Genomic DNA, 11,370 nt, shown 5'->3' with positions numbered 1-11,370 from the left:
TGTCAGCTCAATACCGCCGGCACTTCTGGCGGCGTGAAGTGGTTCCTGATTGTCGAAATGAATATTTCAGGGCTGACGAAGTATGTTCAACAAGATCTGCGGGCCAAGATGCCGTTGCGTCTATCACAAACCCAAGGACTGGAATCTCTTTGCTAACTGCATAATCGTATTCCTTTTCGGTATAGCTCAAGCCTTCTTCTGTGACTGAACCATAGTTATGGGCAGCAACAACAACGTAATAATCGGATTCATCAATTTGACGCTGAGTTATTTTCCATTGCTCTTCATCAGCTGCGCTGAACATCTCCATTTCGACGGGGATGTGTCCCATTTCAAGAATGGCTTTTATGACTTGATCTCGCTCTTTTTTAGATCTTCATATGTTGAGCTTACAAAAACTTGGAACTTTTTAACCATTTTATTATTTCTCTATTAAATGCTTTTCATAGCAAAGTACTTACGCAGACATATTGCGTTCAATAATCGCTTCTGGCCGATTGAGATCTATCACCAAGGTCTTAGACCGACCCACAAGAACCACTCAATCAAAGCCCACGAGTGTCCGCTCTGCTAGCAAGCGGGGCTGTCTCAGATATCGTGACATTCGCTCTACCGATCAAGACAAGCCGCGGCTGTTTACTATCTATTGGTTTGGTGATGACCAGCAATCTTGTTATATACAAATGGACATCGCCATCACACGCAAGGCGGGTCCAGGTAGGCTAAGTTGACAAATTTGCTGTGCGAAGTCCCGGGCCGTACCCATACTTCGTTTGTATTTTTCTACACCATCCACATCCGTTGCGCCCATGAATTTCTCCAAGATGGAAAGCACGGACGAAAGAATCGTACGCTGAACTAGGCTAATCGACTCGCCACTCGGAACATGCCTGGATGCCCTGCCAATAACGCGAAAACGACCATCCGTTAGTTTTGCTTTTACCGACAACGCGTCTAAATCGTTGACATCGACATCAAGCACCCCAACCTGTCTATGGGTTTCCGGATTGATCATTATCATTTCCAGTTGCCCGGACTTCAAATAATCCCCTTCAAGATCGTTTAATACTCTTGATATAAGGGATTCGTACTTTGCAAGATCAGCCTTGAAATTTTTATTGAAAATTTGAGGATTGAATTTATCGCCAAAATTCTGTAGAAGCTGAACTATAAGGGGCGCTGAAACCTTGATTGCTTCAATTATCGAATAGAAATCAATGGGTTTTAGGATAACATCCAATTCGACAAATTTATCTCTAACTGGAGGTTTGGTGATGTCGGGATCTTTGGATATGTATTTTTGCTCAATCAAGGCATCAATGAGCGACATGTGTAGACCGCCCATCGTATAGCGTCGAGCAGTTTTGCTTGTCTCAGATTTTTCTCCGCTATGCTCGCCCGAAAACGAAACGGGGGAAATTAGTTCGCTCAGGAACTTTAGGCCAATATTTAAGTTACCCTTGTTTTTGGAGGTTTGGGATTGCGATATCTCAGCCTCCATGGCAACACCTTTGAAAAGATATGCTGCGCAGTTCAGAACCATTTTTTCATTTAAATATATTGGCTCAATGTACAGATTCATATTAAATCCTTACTTATTTCAGAAATAGACTCAAACCACACAATCACTACAATCTTACCGTTTTTCGATCTTGTTCGGCGATTATTTGAGTGCTCGTATCTCACATTTCGCGTACCGCGAAGTTGAGCGCTTTGGTGTGAGGCGCCTAACTCGGTGCGGTGGCAATGCTATTGCTGAATCGTACTAACCTAGCGTAGGAGCCAGAGTGAATGTTCCAATCATCTCATGTCGGATAGCAGACATTAACTGACTCCCTTTATCCGTCCGCTCTTGGCCGTTAGCAGCCTTTCGCAGTGGATCGCTACCGACCTATTGTAGACATTCAAGCACTTACGTCTGTCACGGCCACCATACTTGACTTCGCCACACTACGCCCGAGCAGGTATGTGTTCGGAATGGGTTGAGGCAATCTGGTGTTGAACGAAACACCGGGAGAACCTCATGGCTCAGTCCGATCACGAAACCTCTTATACCACCGCTAAACCCGACCTCGCTTCCCCAATGCTCTACCGCATGCGTGACGTGCTTCGGATGACGGCATTGAGCCGTTCCAGTCTCTATCGCCGTATTGCATCCGGCACGTTTCCCGCGCCCGTGTCGCTGGGCGGCGCCGCCAAAGGCTGGCGGCACAGTGATCTGGATGAGTGGGAGCGGGGCCCGGCGAACTTCCGGTTGATGTCGTCTTGCTCGGTGGAAACGACCAGCCAAGGCGCCAAGGTGCGTCGCGTCCGGTACGGATGATACTTAATGTGTGGACGCGATTGGCTCCACAATATGCCTGCCCCGAGCAAGGCGAGGGCTGCCCGACAAAACGCGCAGCCCCCGCCCTTATCCACTACGCCCGCTTCGCCGCCAACTCATCCAGATAGTCGGCCCATTCTTGCGCCATCTTCTGTCGCTGGGCGATGAAGGTGGTTCGGTCATAGGCCAGGCCCAGTTCTTCATCCGACACGTGAGAGTGTCATCGCTGTCCCTCCTGAGTGGTCCCCAAAATTTCAAGGGACAGCTTAGGGGAACCGCTTGGGGAACAAAAAGCCCGGGACTCAGCGGAATCCGATGAGATAGTATAGGAGAGGAGTTTGACGCAAGCCCTTGATTTTGCGATGAAAATGGAACTTGGTGAGATCGTGCGAGACAGGGGGATGGTGGTGGGGTTGGCCTCTGGTTCACAACTTGTTCTCCGTGCGGAATAGGCATGATTTGAACTAAAGAGTCAGGGGAACCGCGGACTTGCCTTTGGATGGGCTCGGCCATCAATTCTTCAATCTGATTTAGCTCTTTTTCCTCTCGACCTTCTTTTGCGCCTTCTTGATGGTGTCCAGAAATACGGCTTCCACTTCAGAAGGCTGCGCAGCGAGCCGGGTTCGAAATTTTGCGTATTCAGCCTCGGCGTGGGTCAGAGCATCCTTGTGGCTGACCTTGCCAGCACCCTGCAGGGTTTTACCGCCCATGGCCGTGATCAGCTGTTCAAGGTGTGTGAGCCAGTCCTTCATAGCTGTTCAAGGTGTGTGAGCCAGTCCTTCATGTACGTTGGCTCATGATTCATGGCTCTGAACTCTGCGGCATCGAAATAAGCTGACACCAGCGCGTTCAGGCGTTTGAGCTCGTTGGCATCCAAGTAGTTCTTGGCATTGCCCACGTCTGTCTTTGTGGGCTGGTGGCCTGAGAAGGACAGTAGGCCCATGAAGGGCTTGCCGGCGTTGGCCCGTTTGGCAATGACCTCGGCAGCTGTTTGGCCGTGTGCGGCGTAGTGCAGCTTATTTTGCACGGTTTTGAAAAACAGTGTACTGGCCTGGGCTTTGGAGTCGTAGTCCACGCTGGTGGCGTAAAGGTCCAGAACCTGTCGGTAGAGGACTTTTTCGCTAGAGCGTATGTCGCGGATGCGGTCCAGCAATTCCTTCCAGTAGCTGCCGCCGCCCAAGTTCTTTAGGCGGGCGTCGTCCATGGTGAAGCCCTTGACCAGATACTCGCGTACCCCCGAAACCCGCATAAACACTAGCCCTGGCCTCGCGCGCGCTCGCGAGGCAAACAGATAAAACCAGAGAGCAGAGCGGCCAGACAGAGCCAAAAGGGGGTGAGCAAGCCACCCGCGCTCGCGAGGCATCCCCGCGAACCCGCGCCAACCCTGGCGCTCCAGGCAACAAAAAACCCAACGGAGAACCGTTGGGTCAATTGCAACTGGTGGCCGGGGCACGATCACAAAATGATCGTAAACCAGCATAGACATTGAACCTTTTCAAAAGTGGTTGGTGTTCAGGAACCAGTTTAGGGAATAGCCCCGATAGATGCAAATATTGCGGCTCCAGCGCCTGGACGTCAATAACTGGAGCAGGTCTTGGGTTGTACTCCGTTTGGGAGTACAATTTATGCTCTATCCCGAGAGGCTTGCCATGTCCAACACAGCAGAAGCAAAAGATGAGCGGCTTCAGGTGCGCCTGAACGCTGAGGCCAAGACCGTGCTTCAACGCGCGGCTAACTATCGTCATAAGACAGTGAGCCAGTTCGTGCTGACGACAGCGTTGGCCGAAGCCGAAAAGGTCATCCGCGAGAACGAAGCCGTCGCGCTGTCGGCGGCAGATTGGAAGGTGTTTTACGACGCTTTGAGCAATCCGCCTGCGCCCAATGCCGCGTTGCGCAACGCATTTTCCAAGTATCAAAAGGCGGTCGGATGACAGTCACGCCATCGTCATGGCAGGTTTTGGCGTTTGACAGCAAGGCACATGATCGCACCGCTTTCTCTTGTGGTGCTTCCGAGCTTGATCGCTATCTTCGAGAGCATGCGTCGCAGGATATCAAGCGGGATGTGGCCCGTGTTTTTGTGGCCGTGCGGCACGAGGCTACGACGATCTGCGGTTATTACACCTTAAGTGCGACGAGCTTCCAGCGCGATGAGCTGCCTGTGGAGCAAGCCAGAAAACTGCCGCGTTATCCCGTTCCTGCTGTCCTGCTTGGTCGCTTGGCGGTTGATCGCGATGTTCAGGGATCGGGTTTGGGCGAGTTCCTGTTGATGGATGCGATGTACCGTACGTTGCTTGCGACTCAGGTGATGGCCGTCCACGCTATGGTTGTGGATGCGAAAGACGCTGCTGCGGCCAAGTTCTATCGCAAGTACGGATTTATTGCTTTTCCGAATAATACCCAGAGACTATTCCTGCCGATGGCGACGATACGCCAGTTGCAGGAATCTTGAATATCGAAACGTATCTGAGTGCTGTCGATTAGTTCGCGATTCGAGTATTTCGATAGTTTCGAGTTTTTGTTATCGTGCTAATCATGACTTTCAAGCAGATACCTTCTTCCTCGGGCGAGCGGCGCGCCGCTCCGGCGCCTCGTGGGGCAGCCAGGAAACATGCGCAGGCCGCTCGGCCAATGTTCGAGTTGTCGTTTGACGTGGAGCCTGTCATGTCCGTTGTGCGTCGTCACGTCAAGCTCAGTAAAGCGGCTGACGCGGCTATCACGAACGAACTGATTGAAATGCTGGGGCGGGCTACCGTGCAATTGCGGACCGCAGATCACAAGGCAGAGGTTCGTGAAGACAATCAGGTTCTCACCACGGAGCAGGCGGCGCAGCTAGCCAATGTTAGCCGGCCCTACATGGTCAAGCTGATCGACGCTGGCACAGTGCCGCTGCACCAGAAAGTAGGCAACCAGCGCCGCGTGCTGCGCAGCGCTGTGATGCAATGGCAGGAGGATGAACGGCAGCGTCAGGCCAAGGCGCTCAAGCGCCTGTCCAAAGATCTCGATGAGGAAATCCTCTCGTCGTGAGCGTGTCTGTCGTTGCCGATACGCTGCTTGTCGTCACCGGCGCGTCCACTCCATTTGCAGTCGTCGGGTGGGCGAACGCATGATAGGGTTGTTGCGAAGGCCGTTTTCCGCCCGATGACAACGTGTTCGAGTTTCGCTTGATGAGGGCTGGGGCTGGTGTCAGCCTTGACTGAAAGCAAATTGCTATCTAAGTAGACAAGCAGAAGGAGTAGCCCATGTCCATTGGTACCGTCTTCATCAACAACCGCACTCAAGCTGTTCGGCTTCCTGTGGAAGTACGTCTGCCGGAAGGGGTGCGTAAAGTGCAGATACGGGTCAGGGGAAATGAATGCATCATCGCGCCTGTGGGCCAGACGTGGGACAGCTTCTTCTTGAACGGTCCCGCTGTCAGCGATGACTTCATGTCTGAACGTGCCGGCCAAGATCAGCCAGAGCGGGAATTGCTCTGATGCTGCGTTACCTGCTGGATACCAATATTCATCTATGTCCTGAAGCGGCGACCCGTCGAGGTTCTGACCACTTTCAACGCTAATGCAAGCCGTATGGCGATTTCCTCCATTACCCTGGCCGAGCTTCTGCATAGTGCGGAGAAAAGAACGATCTGCATATCGCCGGTCACGCACGTAGCGCGGGTCTCGTACTGGTGACGAATAATGTGTCCGAGTTTGCGCGAGTGCCCGCGCTTGAGGTGGAGAACTGGGTCGCTGACGGCAAGTGAGGCGTATTTACCTTAGTCGGCTAACCCTCACTTCACCCCGCTTCCAGACGGAAACGCCTCGAACAGCTTGGTGATCCCTTCCTGCACGCCTTGGTTGAGTTTTTCCGAAGAGCTGGGAATGGTGCCGCTGACAGTGCCTCGCCATACGGCGCGCTTGCTTTGCAGGTCGAACATATCGATCACCAGCGTGCCGATCTCGTAGGTACGCACCGTGGTTCTGGCCGTGCCCATCCCCATGCCCCATCCGCCATGCCAGCCCCAGGCGTTCCAGCCTGGGCCGCTGTAGAAGGTATCCAAGGTCTGTTTCTTTTCCGTCGCCACGTGCGCCGCAATGCCGATATCCGCATTGCGTTCGGAGTTTTGGCGCTGCCATCCAGTTATAAATCAACCGCTAGTGTCGCAGATCTCCGCCGCGCTCACCGAACTCAATGTAGGGTTAGTACGAATGCAGCTGGCGTATTTCCAAAATAAGGTGTGCTGCTCATCTTCGCTCCGCGTTAATGCTCATGATTGCTAACTTTGCAAGCCGCGAGTGTTTCAGACCTACCTAAGGCATTCTTATGCCGCAGCTCTTCGAAGGGCCGCTTTTGTCCGTTAGCAGCCTTTTGGCGGTGGATCGCTACCGACCTATTGTAGACATTCAAGCACTTACGTCTGTCACGGTCACCATACTTGACTTCGCCACACTACGCCTGAGCAGGTGTGTGTTCGGAACGCGTTGAGGCAATCTGGTGTTGAACGAAACACCGGGAGAACCCCATGATTCAGTCCGATCACGAAACATCACACGTCGCCGCGAAAACCGAGCTTGCATCACCCATGTTCTACCGCATGCGCGATGTGCTGCGCATGACGGCTTTGAGTCGATCTAGCTTGTATCGCCGCATCGCAGCCGGCACGTTCCCCGCGCCGGTTTCCCTGGGCGGTGCGGCCAAGGGATGGCGGCGCGGGGATTTGGAACAATGGGAGCAGAACCCCGGTGGTTTCAAGCTGATGGAGTCCTGCTCCACGCGCACTACCTCTCAAGGTGCGAAGGTTCGCCAGGTACGCTACTGATTCGGTTGCGAGCTGGATTGGCGGAAAATTCCGCAAGGTCACGATCATCGTCGTTGGAGACTGGCCTTGCTCGTTCGCTTGTTCCAGTCGGTGCCTTTTGCGCCGCCAACGAATCTAGGTAGTCCGCCCATGCCTGCGCCATTTCATGACGCTGTTCGATGAAGCGGGTTCTGTCGTAGGCTTCCCCCAGTTCTTCGTCCGAGACGTGGGCCAGGTGCTTTTCGATCATTTCCCTGTCCCATCCCAGCCTTTCCCGGATGAGCGTGCGCGCCATCGCCCTGAAGCCGTGGCCGGTAATGTCCGTTTGGGTGTCATAACCCAAGGCGCGCAAGGCGCTGTTCATGGTGTTGTTCGAGATGTAGCGTGAGTAGCCGTTCTTGCCTCGTCGGCGCGATACGCTTTTGAAGACGGGGCCGGTCGGCCCGGTGACCGTATGGAGCTGCCGAAGGATGTCAACGACTTGCGTGGGCAGGGGAACGACGTGTGAGGCTGCTTGTCCGCTATTTTTGTGGGCTTCCCGCATCTTCATCATGCGGGGCGGGCAAACCCAAATGCCAGCATCCAGATCAAGCTGCTCCCACTCCATCATGCGTATCTGTCCTGGACGTTGAAACACGTAAGGCATGATTCGCAGGGCGCAGCAGACGATGTAATGCCCTGTGTATCCGCGGATGTCACGCATCAGTTGGCCAATCTTGGCGGGTTCCAGAATGGTGGCGTAGTGCTTCACTATCGGGCTGCGCAGCTTGAAGTCGGCCACGCCCTTGGCCATGTAATTCTCACCGGGCTCTAGCAGCCCCACCGTGACCGCTCGCGCAAAGACACGTTGCAGGCTTTCCCGCAGCCGGATGGCGGTTTCCCGGGTGCCGGCCAGAGAGACGGCCTCCAGACACTGCAGAACGTCCAGCCGGTTCAGCGAACCGATGGGGTGTCGGCCGAGTCTCGGGAAAGCATGCAGTTCCAGTTGGCGCAGGATTTTCTGGCTGTAGTCTTCACTCCATTCGTGGATATGCTTGGCATGGGCATGCCACCCCCGAGCCACTTTCTCGAATGTGGCTAAAGCATGGCGCCGCGCTTCGTGACGAGCCTCCCGTTTCATCTGGCGAGGGTCTTTGCCCTCCTGCAAATCCAGACGGTGCTGCTCAGCTACGGTGCGGGCGGCCGCAAGTGACATGGCAGGGTAGGCGCCGATGGTTAGCTTGATCCGGCGGCCAGCTATGTCGTAGTAGAGGAATAACCAGCTTTTTGAGCCTCTTGGCTGGACGCGGAGATACAATTTATCCCCATCGGGCAGCATGTACTCTTTTTCGGTCGGTTTGGCCGCTTCCACGGTCTTTACGGACAGTTTCATAGCTCACCCCCAATAGTTCCTCGGATTTGAGCCGATAGGTTAGGGTACTGCGTGAGGGTACTAAAAGCCCGGGATTCAGCGGAATCCGATGAGACAGTATGGGAGGGGAGTTTGACGCAAGCCCTTGATTTTGCGATGAAAATGGGACTTGGTGAGATCGTGCGAGACAGGCGAATGGTGGCCCGGGGCGGAATCGAACCACCGACACAAGGATTTTCAGTCCTCTGCTCTACCGACTGAGCTACCGGGCCAAGACGACGAATATTACACGATTTTTTGATCCTGTGCAGCAAGCGGGCTAAAAAATGGCCCAAGACTTGGCTGACGCCCTATAATACGGGTATCTCCTTATCAGAAGTTTTCTGCGGCATGTCCGTCGATGTCCTCACCTTCGGTCTGAATCATGTGTCCGCGCCCGTTTCCGTGCGCGAACGCGTGTCGTTTCCGGTCGATCTCCTGAAGCCCGCCCTGTCGGCGCTGCGCACCGCGTTCGGCGCGTCCGTGCGCGAGGCGGCAATTCTGTCCACCTGCAACCGCACCGAGATCTATTGCGCCGCCGATCCTGGCGTGGGCGAGCAAATCCCCGCCTGGCTGGCGGATTTCAACCGTCTGGAAACCAACCAGCTGGTGCCGCACCTCTATCAATACCAGCGCAACGATGCCGTGCGCCATGCGTTCCGGGTGGCCAGCGGGCTGGATTCCATGGTGCTGGGCGAGGCCCAGATCCTGGGCCAGATGAAAAACGCCGTGCGGGCGGCCGAACAGGCCGGCACCTTGGGCACCTTGCTGCACCAGCTGTTTCAGCGCACGTTTTCCGTGGCCAAGGAAGTCCGGTCGCAAACCGCCATTGGGGCGCAGTCGGTGTCCATGGCGGCGGCGGCCGTGCGCCTGGCGCAGCGGGTGCTGGGCGATTTGTCCAACGCCAACGTGCTGTTCATCGGCGCGGGCGAAATGATCCAACTGTGCGCCACCCACTTTGCCGCCGTGCAGCCCCGCCAGATGGCGGTGGCCAACCGCACGCTGGAACGCGCCCAGTTGCTGGCCACGCAGTTCGATGCCAGCACCCTGAAGCTGGCGGCCTTGCCCGACCACTTGGCCGAATACGACGTCGTGGTCTCCTGTACGGCCTCATCCTTGCCCATCCTTGGCCTGGGGATGGTGGAAAGGGCTGCGCGCCTGCGTCGCCACCGGCCCATGGTGATGGTTGATTTGGCCGTCCCGCGCGATATCGAGCCCGAAATCGCCCGCTTGGCGGATGTCTACCTGTACACCGTGGACGACCTGGGGCGCATGGTGCAGTCGGGCACGGATGCCCGCCGCGCCGCGGTCGTGCAGGCCGAGGCCATCATCGAGGCCCGCGTCCAGCACTTCATGCACTGGCTGTCCAACCGCGCTATCGTGCCGGCCATCATTGATTACCAGCAGTCCGCCGACGCCCTGCGCCTGGCCGAACTCGACCGCGCCCGCCGCCTGCTCGCGCGCGGGGACGACCCGCAGGAGGTCCTGGAATACCTAGCCTACAGTTTGACGCATAAATACATGCATGGGCCGCTGTCGGCGCTCAACCGCAGCGAAGGCTCCGAACGCGATCAGTTGATGGCCCTGCTGCCGCGGCTGTTGCCGCAGGCGGGCGCCCGCCGCCATTAGCGGCGTTCCCTTGCGCCGCGCTGGCCGCCGCCCGGCGTCGGCCTGCCATTCTGTCTCCGTCGGCCGCTGTCGGGCCATCCCGAATCCCTCCTGTCCGCGCCGCCCCCGACCTATTTAATCTTGTGCTGGCCGACTTTACTCGCCTGCACGTCCTCACCAGATTCACACCATGAAAAGTTCGATGCGCAGCCGCCTGGAGCAGCTTAGTCACCGTCTGGCGGAAATTGATGCCCTGTTGGCCGAGCCCGACAGCGCCGGCGATATGAACCGCTTCCGTAAACTGACCCGCGAACGGGCCGAACTCGAACCCGTGGTGGCTGTGTTCGCCGCCTGGGAACGCGCCAGCGCAGACCGGGAAACCGCCCGCGAGCTGTTGTCCGATCCCGACATGAAAGCCCTGGCCCAGGAAGAATTGGACGGGGCGGACGACCGCATCCAGCAGTTGGAGGCCGATCTGCAGATCCTGTTGTTGCCCAAGGATCCGGACGATGACCGCAGTGTTTTCCTGGAAATCCGCGCAGGCACGGGGGGGGACGAAAGCGCGCTGTTCGCGGGGGATTTGCTGCGCATGTACGCCCGTTATGCCGAGGCCCGAGGCTGGCGTGTGGCGCTCATCTCCGAGAGCCCGGCCGAGTTGGGCGGCTACAAGGAAGTCATTGCGCACATCGAGGGTGATGGCGTCTATGGCCGGCTGAAGTTCGAATCCGGCGCGCACCGGGTGCAGCGCGTGCCGGAAACCGAATCCCAGGGGCGGGTGCATACGTCGGCCTGCACGGTGGCGGTGATGCCCGAGGCCGATGCCCAAGGGGATATCCAGATCAACGCCAACGATCTGCGCATCGACACCTTTCGGGCTAGCGGGGCCGGGGGCCAGCATATCAACAAGACCGATTCCGCCGTGCGCATCACGCACCTGCCCACGGGCTTGGTAGTGGAATGCCAGGATGACCGCTCTCAGCACCGCAACAAGGACAAGGCGCTGCAGGTGCTGGCCGCCCGCCTGAAAGACCGCCAGCAGCAGGAAGCACACGACCGCGAAGCCGCCCAGCGCAAGAGCCTGGTGGGGTCGGGGGATCGGTCCGAGCGCATACGCACCTATAATTTTCCCCAGGGGCGGATGACGGATCACCGGATCAACCTGACCCTGTATAAATTGGCGCAGATCATGGATGGCGATCTGGACGAAGTCACCCAGGCTTTGCTGGCCGAGCACCAGGCGGAACAATTGGCCGCCCTGGCGCTGGACTGAGT

13 protein-coding genes, 1 tRNA gene and 1 pseudogene are annotated in these 11,370 nt (G+C 56.5%); 8 read left to right on the top strand and 7 right to left on the bottom strand.

Features of this window, described 5'->3' with window-relative positions:
- Window positions 1–7 precede the first annotated feature (7 nt).
- Together ACMHYJ_RS08030 and ACMHYJ_RS08025 are read right to left on the bottom strand one after the other, a co-directional pair.
- Window positions 8–358 (bottom strand): annotated as a pseudogene (locus ACMHYJ_RS08030) (DUF4062 domain-containing protein); the annotation flags it as partial.
- Between the two features lie 315 nt (window positions 359–673).
- Window positions 674–1,582 carry a hypothetical protein gene (locus ACMHYJ_RS08025; RefSeq protein ID WP_414245692.1) on the bottom strand — a complete coding sequence of 303 codons (909 nt, stop codon included), beginning with the start codon at window positions 1,580–1,582 and terminating at the stop codon, window positions 674–676.
- 441 nt (window positions 1,583–2,023) lie between these two features.
- Here ACMHYJ_RS08025 and ACMHYJ_RS08020 point away from each other — a divergent pair, with 441 nt between their 5' ends.
- Complete coding sequence (locus tag ACMHYJ_RS08020) at window positions 2,024–2,323, top strand: helix-turn-helix transcriptional regulator (protein ID WP_414245691.1); 300 nt, start codon at window positions 2,024–2,026, stop codon at window positions 2,321–2,323.
- Between the two features lie 530 nt (window positions 2,324–2,853).
- On the opposite strand, the gene ACMHYJ_RS08015 is transcribed toward ACMHYJ_RS08020, so the two are convergent.
- The gene (locus tag ACMHYJ_RS08015) at window positions 2,854–3,075 is read right to left on the bottom strand and encodes a hypothetical protein (RefSeq protein ID WP_414245690.1); all 222 of its coding nucleotides are present in this window, start codon (window positions 3,073–3,075) and stop codon (window positions 2,854–2,856) included.
- Window positions 3,072–3,527: a RhuM family protein gene (gene rhuM, locus ACMHYJ_RS08010; protein ID WP_414245689.1), complete on the bottom strand. Its 456-nt coding sequence runs from the start codon at window positions 3,525–3,527 to the stop codon at window positions 3,072–3,074. The genes ACMHYJ_RS08015 and rhuM overlap by 4 nt, the downstream gene beginning before the upstream one ends.
- Window positions 3,528–3,948: 421 nt before the next feature.
- Between rhuM and ACMHYJ_RS08005 the strand changes: the two genes are divergently transcribed.
- The 4 genes from ACMHYJ_RS08005 to vapB all read left to right on the top strand — a co-directional run bounded on the left by ACMHYJ_RS08005 (window position 3,949) and on the right by vapB (window position 5,796).
- On the top strand, window positions 3,949–4,254 hold the full coding sequence (locus tag ACMHYJ_RS08005; protein WP_414245688.1) for a DUF1778 domain-containing protein: 306 nt from the start codon (window positions 3,949–3,951) through the stop codon (window positions 4,252–4,254).
- Window positions 4,251–4,772, top strand: a complete 522-nt coding sequence (locus ACMHYJ_RS08000; RefSeq protein WP_414245687.1) for a GNAT family N-acetyltransferase — start codon at window positions 4,251–4,253, stop codon at window positions 4,770–4,772. Before ACMHYJ_RS08005 ends, ACMHYJ_RS08000 begins: the two co-directional genes overlap by 4 nt.
- Window positions 4,773–4,984: 212 nt before the next feature.
- Complete coding sequence (locus ACMHYJ_RS07995; protein WP_414245686.1) at window positions 4,985–5,347, top strand: excisionase family DNA-binding protein; 363 nt, start codon at window positions 4,985–4,987, stop codon at window positions 5,345–5,347.
- Between the two features lie 215 nt (window positions 5,348–5,562).
- A complete protein-coding gene (gene vapB, locus ACMHYJ_RS07990) occupies window positions 5,563–5,796 on the top strand; it encodes a type II toxin-antitoxin system VapB family antitoxin (RefSeq protein ID WP_414245685.1) in 234 nt (77 codons plus the stop codon).
- A 296-nt stretch (window positions 5,797–6,092) separates the two neighbouring features.
- Here the strand turns inward: vapB and ACMHYJ_RS07985 are convergent, their stop codons facing one another.
- The gene (locus ACMHYJ_RS07985) at window positions 6,093–6,446 is read right to left on the bottom strand and encodes a DUF4136 domain-containing protein (protein ID WP_414245702.1); all 354 of its coding nucleotides are present in this window, start codon (window positions 6,444–6,446) and stop codon (window positions 6,093–6,095) included.
- 378 nt (window positions 6,447–6,824) lie between these two features.
- Here ACMHYJ_RS07985 and ACMHYJ_RS07980 point away from each other — a divergent pair, with 378 nt between their 5' ends.
- On the top strand, window positions 6,825–7,121 hold the full coding sequence (locus ACMHYJ_RS07980; protein ID WP_414245684.1) for a helix-turn-helix transcriptional regulator: 297 nt from the start codon (window positions 6,825–6,827) through the stop codon (window positions 7,119–7,121).
- Here ACMHYJ_RS07980 and ACMHYJ_RS07975 read toward each other — a convergent pair.
- Both ACMHYJ_RS07975 and ACMHYJ_RS07970 read right to left on the bottom strand, forming a co-directional pair.
- Window positions 7,081–8,472, bottom strand: a complete 1,392-nt coding sequence (locus tag ACMHYJ_RS07975; RefSeq protein WP_414245683.1) for a tyrosine-type recombinase/integrase — start codon at window positions 8,470–8,472, stop codon at window positions 7,081–7,083. The two genes, ACMHYJ_RS07980 and ACMHYJ_RS07975, sit on opposite strands and share 41 nt — an antisense overlap.
- A gap of 175 nt (window positions 8,473–8,647) precedes the next feature.
- Window positions 8,648–8,723, bottom strand: a tRNA-Phe gene (locus ACMHYJ_RS07970).
- Window positions 8,724–8,841: 118 nt separating this feature from the next.
- On the opposite strand from ACMHYJ_RS07970, the gene hemA reads away from it, so the two are divergent.
- A complete protein-coding gene (gene hemA, locus ACMHYJ_RS07965; RefSeq protein WP_414245682.1) occupies window positions 8,842–10,119 on the top strand; it encodes a glutamyl-tRNA reductase in 1,278 nt (425 codons plus the stop codon).
- Between the two features lie 169 nt (window positions 10,120–10,288).
- The gene (gene prfA / locus ACMHYJ_RS07960; protein ID WP_414245681.1) at window positions 10,289–11,368 is read left to right on the top strand and encodes a peptide chain release factor 1; all 1,080 of its coding nucleotides are present in this window, start codon (window positions 10,289–10,291) and stop codon (window positions 11,366–11,368) included.
- The last annotated feature ends 2 nt before the right edge of the window (window positions 11,369–11,370 follow it).

Source organism: Castellaniella hirudinis, from assembly GCF_047468865.1.
GTDB lineage: Bacteria > Pseudomonadota > Gammaproteobacteria > Burkholderiales > Burkholderiaceae_B > Castellaniella > Castellaniella hirudinis_A.
The sequence above is the reverse complement of the archived record's forward strand: the minus strand, read 5'-3'. Positions and strand labels throughout refer to the sequence as shown.